The sequence below is a fragment of the Vibrio sp. ES.051 genome, from assembly GCF_002563795.1.
Lineage (GTDB): Bacteria > Pseudomonadota > Gammaproteobacteria > Enterobacterales > Vibrionaceae > Vibrio.
Genome location: NZ_PDJL01000003.1, coordinates 277,849 through 296,482, shown reverse-complemented (window position 1 = coordinate 296,482; position 18,634 = coordinate 277,849). Strand labels below are relative to the sequence as shown.

Below are 18,634 nucleotides of genomic sequence, written 5' to 3'. Positions count from 1 at the left end.
CAACGTTATCTTATATCGTGACCACGACTCGTAATGCTAGGAGCATAAGCACGATTCCAGACAAACGATCGATGAATACCGCCTTAGATCGAATACGCTCCACCACTTTAGAGCTCGATAATACTAAGGTGATAAACGTATACCATAAACCATCAACCAAAAATGGCGTGGTAACGATTATCATTTGGTTGCTTAAGTCGTTACCTAAGGCGACAAACTGACTAAATAATGCAATAAAAAAGAGCGCGATTTTAGGACTCAAGATAGAGATAAAAAAGCCTTCTCGTGCAGATTGAAACGCCGTCGTTTCTTCAGCAGCTCCCAACTTCGCGGCTACGCCCCCCTTTGAACGGAGCGCATTAAAACCCAAGTATGCGAGATACGCGGCACCAGCCAAACTGATCGTCTTAAACAATATCGGGCTTTGCTGTAAAACCACCGCCAGACCAATCAAAGTAATAAACGCATAAATGCCGATCCCAAAAGCATGTGCCCAAGCCGTTGCCAATCCGTTAATACGTCCACCAGCCAGAGCATGTTTCGCCACAACCGCTAAGCTGGGCCCCGGAGACATAGCCCCTAATAGACACACGGTAAAAAGGGATAACCAAACTGTTAATGTCATAAATAACCTCGCTTCATTTGGGCTTAATCTATCAAGGAAAGGGATATAATTAGAAATCAAAGTTCTTCATCAACGTTATGAGTTAAAATCATAACCTAGTGGATAGAATATTCCGAAACTTGCATCACCGCACGCATTTGCTCTCGTACCCAGCGATGGGCAGGATCATTATCGTATTTAGGATGCCACATCAGCCAATATTCATGGATTGATGTATCGAGAGGTAAAGGCTTGTTAACCAAAGGCCAGTGCTTGGCTAAATTATACGCAATATGCTCAGGAACGACCATAAGGTGTTCACTTGATACTAAGCGATTAACCGCAGCAGAAAAAAAAGGCACTTTAAAAGTAATATGACGCGCTAAGCCCAAATCTTTCAAAGCAAGATCAGTGCTGGAATCTTTATCCCCTCCGCCCGTCACTTTGATATGAGAATAACTAATAAGCTGTTCTGCGCTGATAGAGGAATACTCAGCAAGAGGGTGTGATGCTTTCATCACACACACGGACTTATCAGAGCCAATGTTAATGCTAGATACCCCTTCTGGCTTGGTTGGATACATAGAACACGCAAGGTGTATCCCCAAGTCATGCAGCTTATCAATAAACTCTAACTGCCAAAGCCGATACGCCAAATCCAGTTGGGGAGCCCGCTCACTCAGATGAGATGCGATATCAGGCAAAACATATTGTGCCACGTAATCACTGGACGCAATAACCAACTCACCTTGCCAATCTTGCGGGTCAAAAGGCTTGTCATTCAACAAATGATCGAACTCTGCTAATAACGCATCCAACTTACTCTTTAGCATTAACGCTCGCGGTGTTGGGATCAGTTGGTTACCTTGACGAATAAGTAGTGGGTCACCGCAGAGCTCTCGCAATTGTGCGAGCTGACGACTGACGGCAGACTGAGTGATGTGTAATCGTTCAGCCGTTCGACTTACATGGCACTCATCCAAGAGGACATGTAACGACCTGAGCAGATTCAAGTTAATGTTATTTAGCATACTCGTTCTAGAAAGTTCAGGATGAAAAACTGACCACTTGCGCTCACTTAACGAACTGGTTTCCAGTCGTATTAAAGAATTCAGCCAAAACGGTATGAGTCATCAGATGTCGAAGCTCGGGATACCGTTGAATCTGATCTCTAATTTCATTTAAGCGATTCATGTTTGGGACCTCGACAAACACCATCATATCGGTCTCACCACTGATAGCATGACACCATTTTACGCCATCAATTTTATATAATTCGTCAGCATATGATTCGCAATAATAAGTTGACGTCGATTTATCAAACTTTAACGCAAAATAGGCACAAATGGAGTCCCCACCGGTAGACGCAATTTCCGCGTGATAACCTAAGATAACTTTGTCATTTTCTAGATTGCGAATACGCGCAGTCACAGCAGAGCGCGATAAATTCACTTTATCAGCGATTTCAGTAACCGATAGCCGAGCGTTGTGCCGGAGGAGATCAATGATCTTGTGATCAAACTTGTCCATAAGTTTACCGCATTTCCTTCTTTTATTTCATTCTATACCTATTCTAACTGCATAAGAAGCCAACATTTTGTTGGAAACATGTAAAACAACCGTCATATCGACGGCTTAGTAAATCATTTTGTTTTTCAGAACTTAGATATGCTTACAGCGAAAGACTTCGACATACTGACCCCCAAAGCAATGTGGCAAGTTCATGTAACCGAACAATAACATTTTGAATGTGAAAACGATGACTCGTATTTTGATGTCAAACTCGGTTTCAAAGCCTGCCCAAATAGGCGAAGTTATGTGTATGTATTAGCAACGAAACGCTGCAATAAAACAGCGCTCTTATTATTGGATTTCTAGAAATAAGCATGGAACAGCTCAAAAAAGACATTTCACTCATATCTGGCATAGCGCAATTGTCCACGACTTTAATGGGAACAGGCCTGTTCATGATTCCCGCGATCGCCGCTGGTATAGCAGGTCATTTTTCACTCTGGGCGTGGATATTATTGTTTATCGCCATCTGCCCAATTGCACTTACGTTTGCTCAATTAGGTAAGCGATACCCAAACGCTGGCGGAACGGCATTTTTTGTTCGTAAAGCGTTTAATGCTAAATTGGAAAGTAGCGTAGCTTGGCTCTTCGTTAGTGTCATCCCCGTGGGAATACCTGCCGCTATTGCTTTAGCAGCAGGCTTCCTACAGCAAATACTGCCCGCCCCCATTAGCAATAATTTATTTGCTCAAGTTCTTACCGTTTTACTGCTTGTGTTCGTTAACTTAATGGGCACTAAATCATCAGGCCACTTACAAACCATCATTGCTCTGAGCGTCTTCGCGTTAATGGTGGCCTTTATATGGAAAGGTGAAATCAATAGCGCCGATCTCGTGATGCCAGTTCTCACAAAAGCGTCGATTTGGCCGATTACCGCAGCTCTTGGGGTGATGTTTTGGTGTTTTGTCGGTATCGAGGCCTTTGCTCACATGGGAGAGGAATTTAAAAACCCACAAAGAGACTTTCCTATTGCTATTATTGTCGGTTGCTTTATTGCTGGCGCTACGTATTGGGCCTGTTCCGTGGTCATTTTAAAGTTTGGGGCGTATGGTAGCCCACAATTTGATAACGCCTCTATTCCTTGGCTTAGTGCGTATTTGTTAGGTCATGAAGCGAAGTGGGTCATCAGTATTATCGGTTTCTCGGCTTGTTTCGCTAGCGTTAACTTGTACACACAAAGTTTGGCTAGAATGGTTTGGGCGCAAGCGCGCGAGCACCGTCCTACGAGTACCTTAGCGAGAATTTCACGCCGTGGTGTACCTTTTTCTGCCACCTTACTGGTCGGCGGTATATTGTTAATTTCTTGCATTATGGGGACACTTTCACCGCTCGATTTAGAGTTTTTCCTCAAACTTGCGAATAGCGTATTTGTATTGGTTTATTTACTCGCTATGTTATCGGCTTTTAGATTGCTACAAGGGTTTGGCAAAGCACTCGCGGGGCTTTCTCTTTTACTTTGTACGGGGGTTTTTATTTGCTTGGGCTGGTCAATGTTTTACGCGCTGGGTATTTTTGCTCTGCTTTCATTGCCTTGGAAGCAATGGCGACACAGACGTCAAACACGCTTGGTCGAATGACCCTCTCCTTAACGATAAAGAGCACGACTTAAAAGTCACACGCCGATGTTCTGTTCACCGCTGGTTACAGTGACGGATTTCTTTTATTTGTATCAAGGCTTACCTTTTCACCGTATAACAAAAATTATGAACAAATGAAAAAATGGAGAGAGGATTCATGTCGGCAAAGGAAAGAAACCTACCCACCCATCGCATTTCAAGATTTAGTAAGTTTGCTTCGCTTGCAACACGTGTCGCAGGCAATGTAATTGCAGAAGGCACCAAGCAAATCGCCAAAGGCAATAGGCCGAAAGCCAAAGACCTTATCTTAACGCCACAAAACATTACGAGACTGACCGATCAACTTGCTCACCTTCGCGGCGCAGCGATGAAGCTCGGTCAAATGTTATCGATGGACGCTGGCGATGTGCTGGAGCCTGAGCTCGCGGACATCCTTTCTCGCCTTCGCTCTAACGCCGATCCCATGCCAGCGAAACAACTTAATGGGGTAATGGAAAATTCACTGGGAGTCGATTGGAAAACACAGTTTCTCTCTTTCAACTTTAAGCCGATTGCCAGTGCTTCCATTGGCCAAGTGCACCAAGCCTACAGTGATGCAGGAGACAGCCTAGCAGTGAAAGTACAATATCCGGGTATCCGTAAAAGTATCGATAGTGACGTTGACAATGTTGGTACGCTGCTCAAAGTGGTCGGGTTGATCCCTGAGTCGGTTGATTACAAAGGACTACTTGAAGAAGCGAAAAAGCAGCTGCACGACGAAGCGGATTATAAACGCGAAGCGCAATTTGCCATACGCTATCACGACGCCCTGAAAGATAGCCCTCATTTCATCGTGCCTAAAATCCACACCGAAAGTTGTTCTGATTCGGTACTGGCAATGGAATTCATCGAAGGCAACTCTATTGAAAAAATGGCACATTTCAACCAGAGCACTCGTGATTTTGTAATGCACAGTCTACTGGAACTGCTCTTCCGCGAATTGTTCGAGCTCAAAATGGTGCAAACCGATCCTAACTTTGCTAACTACTTGTATGTCGAGAACACACGCCAGATTGGTTTATTGGATTTTGGTGCCACACGCGAATACAGTGAACAATTTAGCACTGGTTATCGTCAGGTCTTTGCATCTGTTGTGAATGATGATGAACAAGGCTTGAATGACGCCTTAGAGCAAATCGGTTTTTTCAGTCAAAATATCATGCCTGAGCAACGCAACGCCGTTTTAAACTTAGTTAAGATGGCATGCGAACCAATGCTAATTGATGAAGCCTATGATTTTAAAGCCAGTGACTTGGCATTAAAACTTCGCGAGGCAGGCACCATTCTGAGTATGGAACAAGATTATTGGCACACACCGCCTGCTGATGCGATATTTTTGCATCGGAAAATTGGAGGAATGTACTTACTGGCTGCGCGCATCGGCGCAAAAGTAAATATTCGGAAATTAGTGCAGCCTTATCTCAACACCGATATTCAATAGCCTATTGTTTTTCTGAAACTTTCGAATACCTTGATCAAAGTTTGGTGCATACTGTTGTACTGGAATTGTATGCCATACCATACTTCAATAAACCAATTAACTATCGGGGTGCTCGGTGAGCAAGTTTCAAGACCTCTCCATTTTAATACAACAGATTGGCCAAGCCGAAGAAGCAGACCAAATCACCACTCTCAATGATGCTATCGAAGCTGGCTTAGAGCCGAGTGCGGTTGCTTTGATCCTCGAAGCTTTTCCCATAGATGATCGTATCCGGTTGTGGCGAGCATTACCGCTAGAGCTGCACATCGACGTTCTGACAGAAATGCGTGCTGACGTTCGCTTTTCGATCATTAATGCGCTGTCAGACATTGAGCTGAAGCTCACACTCGCAAAACTCGATAACCTCTCGCTCATCGAATGGGCAGATTCACTGCCAGAGTCAATCATTAACGAAGCTTTGGCATTAATCGAGAAAGATGAGCTTGAACTTTATGATCAAGCAAATGAATACGAAGATGAAGAGCTGGGCCGCTGGGCTGAGCGTAAAATCATCACACTTCCTTTCAATATTACAGTCGGCACAGCCAAACAGCTGCTAGAGCGCTACAGTTACGATACGCCTCAACATGTGTATTTAATTAACCGCAATAAGCAGTTTCGAGGGGCCGTAAATTACTACCAAATATTGAGAAGCGAACCCAATATTAAGCTGACCGACCTCGCCATTGAGACCGTCACCATACTCGACAGTAAGATGGCACTACCAGAAGCCGTCGAGGCGCTAGAGCACAGTGCCCTGCCTGCGCTTCCTGTGACTGATGCAGACCAAACACTGATCGGTGAAGTGGATTGGCAATTTGCATTGAGTACCCAACGAGAAATTTACGAAGCACGCTTAATGGCAGGTACTGGTATGGATGAAGGTGATGACCTGTTCGCTCCGGTACTCAAAAGCTCACAAAAGCGTGGCGTTTGGCTTGGTATTAACCTGCTTACCGCTATTTTAGCCTCTGTCACTATTGGTCTGTTTGAAGAGGTGATTGCTCAAGTCGTCGCATTAGCAGTTCTCATGCCAATCGTCGCCTCAATGGGCGGTATTGCTGGTAGCCAAACACTGACGCTGATGGTGCGTGCAATGGCACTCAACCAGATTACGCCGGGTAACCGCTTCAAACTGTTAAAAAATGAATTAGGAATAGGGTCTCTTAATGGTATTGCTTGGGCTTTGATCATTGGTGGCTTGGCTGGGTTATGGTTCCAATCGTCCTTATTAGGTGGAACGATAGCATTAGCCATTAGTGTCAATATTATTACAGCCGCACTGTTTGGGGTGTTAATCCCCATCATTTTGGATAAGTTTAAATTGGATCCGGCACTTGCTGGCTCCGTCATTTTAACAACGGTTACTGACGTAGTCGGATTTTTTGCCTTCTTGGGCACGGCAAGCCTAGTCATGATGTAAATATTAATATTGTTAACCAATCAATCATTAGCACAATAAAGATAAATTGCATAACGCAATTGCAAATTGCAAAAGCCAATCAAACTTAAGCAACGTATGTCAGAGAAACCACGCTTTTCGGACGTTAAAAATGTTGGCACAGTAAATGCTTAAATGATGATGACCCTTCTTAAGCCGAGGGTCACCTAGCCAACTGACGTTGTTAGTGAACTCGATTTGTTCACATATATATAAGCCAATCGCACTCTTTGCGGTTGGCTTTTTTTTGCTTAGCACTCTTACCTTTCTGCTCTTATTTTCTACCTTCCGCCGATTCGGCAGACTAAATTTCGTTTATAGATAAATTTAATCAACAAAACGCATAAAAGACATGAAACTCTTATTTTATATAAAAACCATACTAAACAAGACCCAAAAACACGTGTAAAAATTTTTTAAATATTAAAATTTATTATTGTAAATATCTGTTATAGAAATAAAAAAGTAAAAACCTAACAAGCAAACGTTTAAATAAAAGTTATTATTGACTAACTGATTTATATAACCATAATACGCGCCGTTTACTTGAAATCAGGCGCAATAATTGAATATTTTATTGGCTTTGCGGAGGTAGTAATGGCTGGAGACAATAACTACAGTCTTAAACCAGTTCCCAATTCAGCGAGAAAGGGCATGGCTTCACTCACTATGGTGATGTTAGGACTCACCTTTTTCTCTGCAAGTATGTGGACGGGCGGTTCACTCGGCACTGGACTCTCTTTTAATGACTTTTTCCTCGCGGTTCTCATTGGTAATCTAATCCTCGGTATTTACACTTCTTTCCTCGGTTACATTGGCGCATCCACTGGTCTTTCCACTCATCTTCTTGCTCGTTTCTCTTTTGGTTCTAAAGGTTCTTGGCTTCCTTCCGCATTGCTTGGCGCGACTCTAGTGGGTTGGTTTGGTGTTGGCGTTGCCATATTTTCAGTTTCAGTGCATAAAGCGACCGGAATTAACACCGATACGCTGATCATCGTTTCTGGCATGCTGATGACTTCAACGGTTTACTTTGGGATCTCCGCTCTTATGATCTTGTCTGCGATTGCCGTTCCCACTATTGCCCTACTCGGTGGTTACTCTATGGTTGAGGCAGTCAATAGCATTGGCGGCATTGCCGAACTACAAAAAGCTCAGCCAACCGAACCGTTAGACTTTTCTGTTGCGCTTGCGATGGTCGTCGGGTCATTCATTAGCGCAGGGACTTTGACCGCTGATTTTGTTCGTTTCGCTAAAAAACCAAAGGGGGCAGTAATGATCACTATGATCGCCTTCTTTATTGGCAACACGTTAATGTTTCTCTTCGGTGCTGTTGGTGCGTCAGTAACTGGTCAGTCAGACATATCGGAAGTCATGCTAGCACAGGGCTTATTCATTCCAGCGGTCATTGTCTTGGGATTAAATATCTGGACAACAAACGATAACGCGCTATACGCATCGAGTCTTGGTTTCTCCAACATCACGAGGTTTCCAAGCAAATACATATCAATGGCCAGCGGCTTGGTCAGCACATTATGCGCGCTGTGGTTATACAACAACTTTGTAGAATGGTTAACGTTTCTCTCGCTTGCTATTCCGCCGATTGGAGGCGTGATCATTGCGGATTTCTTAATGAACCGTAAACGTTACGCCAATTTTGAATCCACTCAATTTCCAACCGTAAACTGGGCTGGCATTACCTCCGTGGTAGTGGGGGTAGGGAGTGGACTCTCCCTACCGGGCATTGTTCCTATCAACTCGGTCCTTGCCGCAACTATCAGCTTCCTGATTCTTAATCCTCTGCTTAATAGAAAGACACAGGCTACACAGGAATTTATGTGACCGCGTCACGCACAACGCGCGATACGTCAACGCCACGAAATATCGCCCACAAATTTTTAATTTAAGATGGTCAATTAACGTGTAGTAAACAGGCAACCAGATCCCCTATTGTTCGTTTCAATAGAAAGTGGTGCTCCAGTTATTGATATGCGTCAGTTACGGATAAAAGACAAGTAGTTACGTTCAATATGGAGTAGGATTATGAGAACATCATACATCTAGGGTCATTATGAAAGTCATCATATTACATGGTCTTTATATGCATGGGTTGGTCATGCAGCCTCTTAGTCAGAAGCTACGTAAACTCGGCTATGAAACTCACGTGTTGAGTTACAACACGGTATCAATTAACGAAGCGGCATTGTTCAACTCTATTGATCAAGCACTCAACCCGCTGACAACCAATGTTCTGGTTGGGCACAGTTTGGGCGGCTTGATGATCAAACGATATCTTGCCAGTAGAAAGCCAACCACCAAGCTCATTTCTCACGTTATTGCGATTGGCTCTCCCCTAAAAGGTGCATCAATTGTTGATCGAATTCAAAACCTTGGACTAGGGGCTATTTTGGGTAATTCTCCCAATCACGGCTTAAACAAACATCAAGACAAATGGGCGTTCCCTCAAAAGCTTGGTAGCATTGCTGGCACGGTTCCAATCGGCGCTCGTCCGTTGTTAATTCGTGATGATAATACAATGTCTGATGGTACCGTCACGGTTGAAGAAACTCGATTAGAGGGTATGCAAGACCATATTGAAGTCAAACAAACCCATACCAGCCTCATCTACAATACATTTGTTCCTGAGCAGATAGACCACTTCATCCGCACTGGTTATTTCCGTCGATAGCACACTTTTCCGTTGTACTATTTAAATCCGCTTTCCAAGTTATTCAGTTAGCAGTATTATCCCAACGCCACTTCCCCTCCGACTAAAGGTGAAGTGGCGCATTTTATTAATTGTTCTCAGGGCGGGGCGAAATTCCCCACCGGCGGTATACTCTTTTTGAGTCAGCCCGCGAGCGCTCGATTCGTCGAGGTCAGCAGATCTGGTGAGAGGCCAGAGCCGACGGTTATAGTCCGGATGAAAGAGAATAAGAATACGCCAATACTGACTCACATTGTTGAGCCGCTCTGGTGCGCTTCTTTTTGGATCGCATTTATGCCGATCTCTCATACCGCCCTGATTCTGGTATTAGTTAGGAGTTAACCATGAATCAGTCATCACTACTTGCCGAATTTGGCGAGCCTATCACTCGCGTTGAAAACGCACTCATTGCATTACAACAAGGTCGCGGTGTACTTCTTCTTGATGATGAAGATCGCGAGAATGAAGGCGACATTATTTATTCCGTCGAGCATCTTACTGACCAACAAATGGCGCTGATGATCCGCGAATGCAGTGGTATCGTTTGTTTGTGCCTTACGGATGCTCAGGCAGATAAACTGGAACTACCGCCGATGGTGATAAACAATAACAGCGCAAACCAAACCGCATTTACCGTGTCAATTGAAGCGAAAGTTGGTGTGACAACAGGCGTTTCTGCGGCTGATCGCGTTACCACGATAAAAACGGCAGCAAACCCGAATGCAAAGCCAGAAGACCTTGCTCGTCCGGGTCACGTATTTCCTCTCCGCGCTCGCCTTGGTGGCGTCATGACTCGCCGCGGCCATACAGAAGGCACGATTGATTTGATGCAAATGGCAGGGTTACAACCTGCTGGCGTACTGTGTGAGGTCACCAACCCTGATGGTACGATGGCGAAAACCCCTGAAATTATCGCGTTTGGCCGACGTCACAACATGCCCGTTTTAACCATTGAAGACATGGTGACTTACCGTAACCAAGTTGAATTAAAGCTCGCGTAGTACCAAATATTCATACTGAATGAAGCCGCACCTATATTGTGCGGCTTTTTTGATCGAATTATTCTATTGATGAGTAGTTATACTGAGTAAAAACGAAGGAGCGCTAACATGAAAGGAATATTCACCCATTTCATTGCTGTAGGATTAATCGGGGTGGGTCCCCTCACCTTTGCTTCAACTTGTCCAGATATTCTTCAAGGTAAGCAAAGGCTACTTAATTCCATAGAAGAAATTGACTTATGCGAAAGCTTCAAAGGCAAAACACTATTAGTTGTCAACACCGCCAGTCAATGTGGCTTTACTCCACAATTCGAGCAATTAGAAGTGCTGTATCAGACATACAAGCATCAAAACTTTGTCGTCGTTGGTTTCCCGAGTAATGACTTTAAACAAGATAAAGGGAGTGAAGGCAATACAGCAAAAGTTTGTTACCTCGATTATGGCGTCACCTTCCCTATGATGGCTCGCTCTTCTGTTTTAGGTTCGGATGCAAACCCTGTGTTTACCGAGATCACTACTCAAGCGGGCATTACTCCCAGGTGGAATTTTTACAAGTTTCTTATCAACCCTGAGGGCAAAGTAATCGCGACTTTTCCGAGCTCAACATCACCAACTAGTACTACGCTTACCAATATGATAGAGCAACAAATGTAGAGTATCGACCATGACAACACGCTCAACCATGCTACAACTCGGCTATTTAGGTTTAGTACCATTCGTGTTTAGTTTGTTGCTGATCGCTACAGACAAGACATTGTTCAACTTAAGTGGTCAACAGCTTTTTATCACTTACAGTGCGGTCATCTTGAGCTTTTTGTCCGGTATTCTTTGGGGCAACGGCATCGATCATTATTACCATCGTCTCAGTCGCAATGTGTTAGTGCTGAGTAACTTATTTGTTTTACTCGCGTGGGGATCATTATTACAAGCACACAATCATGATGCAGTGGCAATCCTACTCCTAGTCTCTGGGTACGTTGCGGTTTGGTACGCAGAAAAACTGACCAGAAAAGTAGAGCATGAGTCCGAGCCAAAAGGCTATCAGGGAATGAGAAGCAAGTTGACCTTGGGTGTGCTCCTAATGCATGGCTTGGCGCTTTTTGTATGACCTCATCTGTCCATGCCTGTGGCTATTATTGTCGCAATCGTCGACGATCGATAATACTCAACCCTTTTCCATACAAGCGTAAAGATAAGTAAGCCATTAATTATTAAAATGTTTTCTTTATTCTATACCAGCGTTAATGCGATAAAACTTGAAATCATTCTAAAACCCGAGTAATTATAAATCCCGAACAATGGTTAGAACAATTTTTGCACGAACAAGGAAAGATCAATGCTGAAAAAGAGATTCTTTAAAACGAAAGATGAAGTTGAAGTTACTTTCGAGCTAGACAAAAAACAGTGGGAATCAGTTCAAATTGCGGGGGATTTTAATAACTGGCAACCGGAACCAATGAAACTCGTAAAGAAAAGTGGTCAGTTTAAATTTAAAACACGTTTACCCAAGGAACAACATATTGAGTTCCGCTACTTATTCAACGAAGCAAAATGGGACAACGATCCACAAGCTGACGCTTACGTACCTAACACTTTTGGTAGCGACAACAGTGTCGTTTCCACGGCTGAATAAAACCCGTAGCTACTTATTTGTACTCATTCATACCTTCTTGAGGCGCACATAATGCGCCTTTTTTTTCTGATGAGCCTTATCCGGATAACGATACCCAAATAAACTCAAACGACCATGCAAAAATAACATTGTTTATCTTTTCCCCTCTGTGCACTCTCTTATCAATATGAATGACGTCGATTGCCCGTTCATTTTGAAACCCTTATTTCATGTTTCACCGTCATATCTGTTATTCACAAATGTTTCACGCAGTACCAATTAATCTCCAATAGCCGTTTGGTTCACCCACGAAATACTCTCATATTGATTATTAAGGTTCTATTTTGAAGCCAGATAAAACAGGTATACGCCGAGTCATGGCTGCGACCGGATACTCTCTTCAGGGGTTGAAAGCAGCGTGGAGACATGAAGCGGCTTTCAGACAAGAGTTGATACTGACCTTTGTGCTTTCTGTTTGCGCATTCTTCTTCCCTGTTACCGCGTTAGAAAGAGTGCTGATGATCAGCAGTTTATTACTAATCTTAATTGTCGAGCTCATTAATTCAGCCATAGAAGCGGTTGTCGACCGTGTCGGTGATGACTGGCACGAGCTCAGTGGAAGAGCCAAAGATATCGGCTCTTCAGCAGTCTTTGTTGCGTTATTTCTCGCCCTTTTTATTTGGGCTTCGTTTTTACTCTCGTTTTGATTCAAGATACTAATTATGAAGACACATGATTTGCAGCAGAAAGGTCTCTCTTACGTTACCTTTACTTTCCTATTGGCGTTGTATTTTGCACTCGTCGTTAATATCCCTATTTACAAAGATCTTGTCGATATTTTCTCTCGCTTAGATAACGTCAAGGTGGGATTTATCATGACGATACCAATTTTTTTTATCGCCGCGCTCAACTTTATTTTTAGTTTATTTAGCTGGCCATGGGTCGGAAAGCCATTTTTTATTGTCTTACTCATCACTTCAAGTATCGTCAGTTATGCGAGTTACCACTATGGCACGCTTTTCGACTCAGGAATGATTGCCAACATTGCTGAAACCGACTCTAGCGAGGCCAGTTCCTATCTCAGTGCCGACTCCCTAATATGGATAATGGTGATGGGCGTGCTCCCAGCCTTTCTCACTTTCAACGTTAAACTGACATCACAACGTACACAGTTGTTGCGCTTCTCTTTGACTAAGTTCGTTTCTATGTTGGCTTCTCTTGCGGTAATTACGGTCATCGCCAGCTTGTATTATCAGGATTACGCGTCCGTTGGCCGCAACAACAGCTATCTCAAAAAGCTCATAATCCCTACACAGTACGTTTACAGCGCCACTGGATACATAAAGGAAAAATATTTCACCACACCAGAGCCCTACCGTGAGATAGGACTAAACGCAAAGCAATCAGACACGGCGTTACAGCAAGCGCAAAATAAACCGACTTTACTTGTCTTTATGGTGGGAGAAACGGCTAGAACGCAGAACTACCAATTAAATGGCTATCCGCGTGAAACCAATCCCTACACAACCCAGCTGGATGTCATTTCTTTTCAAGATGTCGCATCTTGCGGCACAGCAACCTCGGTATCGGTTCCTTGTATGTTTTCTCAGCTCACCCGTAGCGAATTTGATCGAACCACAGCCGATAACCAAGACAATGCTCTCGATATCATGCAGCGAGCTGGGGTTGATCTCATTTGGAAAGAAAATGACGGTGGTGACAAAGCTGTCGCTCATCAGATCAAAAAAATTGAAATAGACAGAAAACAACAGAATCGGTTGTGTAACGGGCAAACCTGTTACGACATGGCATTATTGGATGGCTTTGACCAAGAACTTGCGAATATGAAAGGCAACCGCGTCATTGCCCTGCACCTAATTGGTAGCCACGGTCCAACTTACTTTCAGCGTTACCCTAAAGACAAAGCATTCTTCCAGCCCGACTGTCCTCGGGCTGACATTGAAAACTGCAGTCGGGAGCAAATAGAAAATTCTTACGACAATACGATTCGTTACACCGATTTTGTGTTGGAACAAACCATCAACAAGCTCAAAGCGTTAGAAGAAAAATACAACACCGCCTTGATTTACGTTTCAGATCACGGTGAATCCTTAGGCGAAAATGGCATGTTCTTACATGGTATGCCTTATGCCCTTGCACCGGATGTTCAGAAGCGTATCCCACTGATAATGTGGATGTCGCCGGGTTTTAAACACGCGAAACATCTCGATACCAACTGTTTACGTCAAGAAGCGAAGAATCGCGGTAACTATTCCCACGACAATGTATTCCACTCTTTACTCGGGGTTATGGATATCGTCACCAATGCCTATGACGCGCACCTTGACCTATTTAAGACCTGCCGATCTGCCTAAACTTTTTTCTGAACGAAAACAAAAAGCCTGAACCAAAATGTGAGTCAGGCTTTTTTATACACAGACATTTAAACTAATCACTTCATGGAGCGTTATAATACCAATCTGCTATCCACACATCGAAACATAAGGACCAAGATGAAAATAGGCATCATTGGCTTGGGAGACATTGCTCAGAAAGCGTACCTTCCTGTTATCACGCAACTTCCCAATATTGAACTGGTATTATGCACTCGCAATTCAGACACGCTTAAGACACTCGCGCAGCAATATCGTATCACTGAAACCTGCCAAGAGTACCCACAGCTCGTTGGCTTCGGTGTGGATGCGGTGATGATCCATGCTGCGACAAGCGTCCACTTTCAAATCGCGGAATATTTTTTACTCCAAGGCATTCCCACCTTTGTTGATAAGCCATTGGCTGACAGTGCAGAAGCCGTAGAAAAGCTTTACGATATCGCGGCGCGAGTAAATCAACCGCTGTACGTCGGGTTCAATCGCCGTCATATCCCGCTGTATAACCAACATATGCAGGGGGTACAGCAAGGTAATATCTCTGGCTTGAAATCATTACGTTGGGAAAAAAATCGACACCAACTGCCGGGGGATATTCGTACCTTTATTTTTGATGACTTTATCCATCCGCTCGATAGCGTGAACGTAACCGCCAAAGCCGATTTGCAAGATGCATATATTACGCATCAGTTTGATGGCAACCAATTAGCGCGTTTGGATATTCAGTGGCAACAAGGCGAGACCCTGCTACATGCTTCAATGAACCGCCACTTCGGTATGACAACAGAGCGCGTTCAAGCTTGTTACTCCAACACAGCAGTCGAGTTTGATTCTTTTGTTGAAGGTAAGCGATGGCAAAACAACCAAGAGCAAAAAGTTAACTTGAAAGACTGGACGCCAATGCTCACAGGCAAAGGTTTCCACTCGATGTTGCTCGATTGGTTTGACATCATTCAATCCGGGACACTCGCCAGTGAAGTCGTACACCGCAATATTGCCAGCCACCAACTTGCTCAGCGGATTTATCACTATGTCGAGAAAGCGATCAAAGTTTGACTGGATTCGGCTTATTTTATTGGCGCTAAACACGGGTTCCTTTCCTATACTAACCACGAGTTAAAAATGAAGAACCTGAAGGTATCAAGTTTGGAGTGCAAGGTTTTAGATACCTCAATCTCACTGTAAACTTTGATTGAAAACATTCATATTCTGTTAAGCTTAAAGCGATTAAGCTGCTCAAAATTTGAGGTTAGAATTGCTGCTCGCTCCTATTTAGGAGTGGCATTCGCATGATACATCATCACATATTAGAAGTAGGAAATAGAATGAGAACACTCGGCAACATCATCTGGTTTGTATTTGGTGGCGTGTTTATGGGATTGCTATGGTGGTTTTTCGGTATCCTAGCGTTCATCAGCATCATCGGAATACCATGGGGACGCGCTTGTATCGTTATGGGTAACTTTTCTTTTTTCCCATTCGGCAAAGAAGCCATTTCGCGTGATGAATTGTCCAACGAGATGGACATTGGCACTAGCCCTCTTGGTGTGATAGGTAACGTAATTTGGTTTGTGTTTGCAGGCATTTGGCTGGCTGTCGGTCATGTGCTCTCCGCCGCAGCGTGTTTTGTCACGATAATCGGTATTCCATTTGCGCTCCAACACTTGAAACTTGCGGTAATTTCTCTCGCGCCGATTGGTAAAACGGTTATCTCGTCAGAAGAAGCCGCAGCGGCTCGCTACAACATTAATCGATAACGCTTTCTACCCTCTGGGCTGTTTTGCTCAGAGGGTCACGCCTGTCATAAGTAAGCCTATAATTGCCACAGTATATTCAATAATGGTTGATTCCATGTTCATACCGTCACCTTTTGTGGTTTGAATTGTATTCTTAACCCAGCACTATCTTTTCTCTTTTATTAATTTCCACTCTTTTGTGATTAATAAGCAATCAAATGGTTTGATTGTACCATCATCGCTTCAACCCAAATGCTGGTCGTTTACCTGCGTTTTCACAATATGTTTACGAAAAGCCGAACTATAAGTGTAGACAAATGAACGGTCATTGGCAGAAAGAGCAATTAAGAAAATAAAACCATGCGTTCTTTTTGTTGTGTTTCAATTAAGGGCCAGTAAAGAAAAAGGTTGACGATGATGCTCTTCAATCCATAAAACTGCCGTCAAAACTTATACCGCACTCAACTGAAATATCCTCTCTCTTTGTAGTAGCATCCTTCTTCGCTTTGCACTATCTTTGTGAGCTATCTTTAATTACTAATTCCAAAATACCTATGAATTTTGCATTACTTAGTATGTTCATCCCTACTTTCTTTTTCGTTTCCATCACCCCTGGGATGTGCATGACGCTCGCTTTAACGCTAGGCATGAGTATCGGCTATCGCCGCACATTATGGATGATGATTGGTGAACTGGTCGGTGTCGCGCTGGTTTCAGTCTCGGCTGTACTAGGGATCGCAGCGATCATGCTCAACTATCCTTGGATGTTTATCGCACTAAAGTTTATTGGTGGCGGCTACTTACTCTACCTTGGTGTAGAAATGTGGCGATCTCGAGGTAAGTTGGCAATAAATGTCGATACTTTGGAGACACCCAAAAGTGGCAATGTCGCGCTCATCATGCAAGGCTTCGTTACCGCTATCGCAAACCCAAAAGGCTGGGCATTTATGATTTCTCTGCTGCCGCCTTTTATCGACCAAAATGCGGCTCTTGCTCCACAGCTGATCGTGCTTGTCTCCATCATTCTTCTTTTTGAGTTCATTTGTATGTCTCTTTACGCCACGGGTGGTAAAGGGTTGAAACGCGTGTTGGGTCAATCAAAGAATGTACGCCTGATGAACCGTATCGCGGGCACTTTAATGATGGGAGTTGGTGTTTGGCTATTACTGAGCTAAAGCAACGCTGAAAATGATGAAAATGATGAAAATGATGAAAATGATGAAAATGATGAAAATGATGAAAATGATGAAAAATATCCTAAGAAAAATCACGCAAAACATAAGTGAAGCATTAGACTTTCAGACCCGGGTTTGGGTCGTAAACGTTTATGCCGGAGAACACAAAGGTGAATCTTACATCGTAAACGAGGACAGCTTTTCTGAGCCATTGCAATGGATGAAAAAGAAAGGTTATCACGCATCTATGCTGCGCCTGGTTGAATCCATGAAGCGCTCTCAAATCATTGAGTTCGATTTAGGTCACGTCAAACACCGCTTGATGCGTGTGAAATAGCACAAAGTAAAACGCCACTCAAACTGAGTGGCGTTTTACTTTTTTACCTTCAGCACCTCGCATTACGGCGCGGTATCAATCTCAACAGGCAAGTAATGCTTCGGTTCGAGTTTGAACCGCTCTGGCAATACGGTACCAATGGAAATGGACGACCATGTACCGGATAGCACACCAATAAACATCGCGGTTGAGAAACCCGCTAGCGGTGCTCCGCCCATCATCCATAATGCACCAACAGTAATCAGTGTTGTGCCTGAAGTCACCATCGTTCTAGAGAATGTCGCGATGACAGCTTGGTCATTGATGTCTTCCATTTCCCAACTTTGTTTCGCGATCAGTAGCTCACGGATTCGGTCTGCAATGATGATCGAATCATTCAATGAGTAGCCTAAAATTGCCAACACGGCAGCAAAAACCGTTAAGTTGAACTCCATCTGGGTAACAGCAAAGAAGCCAAGAACGACAATTACGTCATGAGCCAGAGCAAATATAGAACCGCTCGCTAATCGCCACTCAAAACGGAAACACAAGTAACCAAGAATGCTCAGCACACAAATCAATAGTGCTAAACCGCCTTGCTCAAACAAATCCTGACCAACTTGAGCACCAACAATACTGCTGCTGACGACATCAACTTGATGTGAAACTGGCTTTAATACCTCTTCCACACTTGGCAGAGTTTGTCCTTCTTCTGGGGCGGAGTAACGAATAAGCCAACGACCATCTTCACCTGTGCGGGTGACAGAGGTTGATTCACCAAGTTTTGGTTGCAGTGCATCAAGCAGATCGTGGTTGGTTAACGGCTTATCGACTTTCACTTCTGTCACCATACCACCAGTGAAATCCAAGCCTAGGTTCAACCCTTTAAAGCCTAGAGCAACCAGTGCGATCACCGTCAAAACGATGGAAACTAGCGTAGTGAAATAGCGAATTTTACGAATATTTTGTTTTAGCATTTCGACCATG

The 18,634-nt window shown here is 43.8% G+C and carries 19 protein-coding genes and 1 riboswitch; of the genes, 15 read left to right on the top strand and 4 right to left on the bottom strand.

Features of this window, described 5'->3' with window-relative positions:
* Positions 1-10: 10 nt before the first annotated feature.
* The 3 genes from ATG66_RS02045 to ATG66_RS02035 form a co-directional block, all read right to left on the bottom strand.
* Complete coding sequence (locus ATG66_RS02045; RefSeq protein WP_098413751.1) at positions 11-625, bottom strand: LysE family translocator; 615 nt, start codon at positions 623-625, stop codon at positions 11-13.
* A 95-nt stretch (positions 626-720) separates the two neighbouring features.
* Positions 721-1,635 (bottom strand): LysR family transcriptional regulator, encoded by a 915-nt coding sequence (locus ATG66_RS02040; protein WP_098413750.1) that lies wholly within the window; start codon positions 1,633-1,635, stop codon positions 721-723.
* Positions 1,636-1,678: 43 nt separating this feature from the next.
* The gene (locus ATG66_RS02035; RefSeq protein WP_098413749.1) at positions 1,679-2,134 is read right to left on the bottom strand and encodes an Lrp/AsnC family transcriptional regulator; all 456 of its coding nucleotides are present in this window, start codon (positions 2,132-2,134) and stop codon (positions 1,679-1,681) included.
* 356 nt (positions 2,135-2,490) lie between these two features.
* Between ATG66_RS02035 and yjeH the strand changes: the two genes are divergently transcribed.
* From yjeH to ATG66_RS01960, 15 genes are all read left to right on the top strand, one after another.
* On the top strand, positions 2,491-3,753 hold the full coding sequence (gene yjeH / locus ATG66_RS02030; protein WP_098413748.1) for an L-methionine/branched-chain amino acid transporter: 1,263 nt from the start codon (positions 2,491-2,493) through the stop codon (positions 3,751-3,753).
* A gap of 157 nt (positions 3,754-3,910) precedes the next feature.
* Positions 3,911-5,233: an ABC1 kinase family protein gene (locus ATG66_RS02025; protein ID WP_098413747.1), complete on the top strand. Its 1,323-nt coding sequence runs from the start codon at positions 3,911-3,913 to the stop codon at positions 5,231-5,233.
* A 115-nt stretch (positions 5,234-5,348) separates the two neighbouring features.
* Positions 5,349-6,695, top strand: a complete 1,347-nt coding sequence (locus tag ATG66_RS02020) for a magnesium transporter (protein ID WP_098413746.1) — start codon at positions 5,349-5,351, stop codon at positions 6,693-6,695.
* A gap of 615 nt (positions 6,696-7,310) precedes the next feature.
* Positions 7,311-8,552 carry a cytosine permease gene (codB, locus tag ATG66_RS02015; protein ID WP_098413745.1) on the top strand — a complete coding sequence of 414 codons (1,242 nt, stop codon included), beginning with the start codon at positions 7,311-7,313 and terminating at the stop codon, positions 8,550-8,552.
* A gap of 229 nt (positions 8,553-8,781) precedes the next feature.
* Positions 8,782-9,399 (top strand): PGAP1-like alpha/beta domain-containing protein, encoded by a 618-nt coding sequence (locus ATG66_RS02010; protein ID WP_098413744.1) that lies wholly within the window; start codon positions 8,782-8,784, stop codon positions 9,397-9,399.
* A 108-nt stretch (positions 9,400-9,507) separates the two neighbouring features.
* Positions 9,508-9,649: riboswitch (FMN riboswitch) on the top strand.
* 112 nt (positions 9,650-9,761) lie between these two features.
* On the top strand, positions 9,762-10,418 hold the full coding sequence (gene ribB, locus ATG66_RS02005; RefSeq protein ID WP_098413743.1) for a 3,4-dihydroxy-2-butanone-4-phosphate synthase: 657 nt from the start codon (positions 9,762-9,764) through the stop codon (positions 10,416-10,418).
* 108 nt (positions 10,419-10,526) lie between these two features.
* Positions 10,527-11,072 carry a glutathione peroxidase gene (locus ATG66_RS02000; protein WP_098413742.1) on the top strand — a complete coding sequence of 182 codons (546 nt, stop codon included), beginning with the start codon at positions 10,527-10,529 and terminating at the stop codon, positions 11,070-11,072.
* Positions 11,073-11,082: 10 nt separating this feature from the next.
* Positions 11,083-11,526, top strand: a complete 444-nt coding sequence (locus ATG66_RS01995; RefSeq protein ID WP_098413741.1) for a DUF3429 domain-containing protein — start codon at positions 11,083-11,085, stop codon at positions 11,524-11,526.
* Between the two features lie 228 nt (positions 11,527-11,754).
* Complete coding sequence (locus ATG66_RS01990) at positions 11,755-12,051, top strand: isoamylase early set domain-containing protein (RefSeq protein ID WP_098413740.1); 297 nt, start codon at positions 11,755-11,757, stop codon at positions 12,049-12,051.
* A 323-nt stretch (positions 12,052-12,374) separates the two neighbouring features.
* Positions 12,375-12,737, top strand: coding sequence for a diacylglycerol kinase (locus ATG66_RS01985; protein WP_098413739.1), 363 nt, complete (start codon positions 12,375-12,377; stop codon positions 12,735-12,737).
* 15 nt (positions 12,738-12,752) lie between these two features.
* Positions 12,753-14,405 carry a phosphoethanolamine transferase gene (locus ATG66_RS01980; protein WP_098413738.1) on the top strand — a complete coding sequence of 551 codons (1,653 nt, stop codon included), beginning with the start codon at positions 12,753-12,755 and terminating at the stop codon, positions 14,403-14,405.
* A 138-nt stretch (positions 14,406-14,543) separates the two neighbouring features.
* Positions 14,544-15,476 (top strand): Gfo/Idh/MocA family protein, encoded by a 933-nt coding sequence (locus ATG66_RS01975; protein ID WP_098413737.1) that lies wholly within the window; start codon positions 14,544-14,546, stop codon positions 15,474-15,476.
* A 269-nt stretch (positions 15,477-15,745) separates the two neighbouring features.
* Positions 15,746-16,177 carry a YccF domain-containing protein gene (locus ATG66_RS01970; protein ID WP_098413736.1) on the top strand — a complete coding sequence of 144 codons (432 nt, stop codon included), beginning with the start codon at positions 15,746-15,748 and terminating at the stop codon, positions 16,175-16,177.
* Positions 16,178-16,710: 533 nt separating this feature from the next.
* Entirely contained in the window at positions 16,711-17,331 is a 621-nt protein-coding gene (locus ATG66_RS01965; protein ID WP_098413735.1) for a LysE family translocator, read from the top strand.
* Between the two features lie 70 nt (positions 17,332-17,401).
* Entirely contained in the window at positions 17,402-17,668 is a 267-nt protein-coding gene (locus tag ATG66_RS01960) for a hypothetical protein (protein WP_098414491.1), read from the top strand.
* A gap of 62 nt (positions 17,669-17,730) precedes the next feature.
* Here the strand turns inward: ATG66_RS01960 and secF are convergent, their stop codons facing one another.
* Positions 17,731-18,633 carry a protein translocase subunit SecF gene (secF, locus tag ATG66_RS01955; RefSeq protein WP_098413734.1) on the bottom strand — a complete coding sequence of 301 codons (903 nt, stop codon included), beginning with the start codon at positions 18,631-18,633 and terminating at the stop codon, positions 17,731-17,733.
* Between the last annotated feature and the right edge of the window lies 1 nt (position 18,634).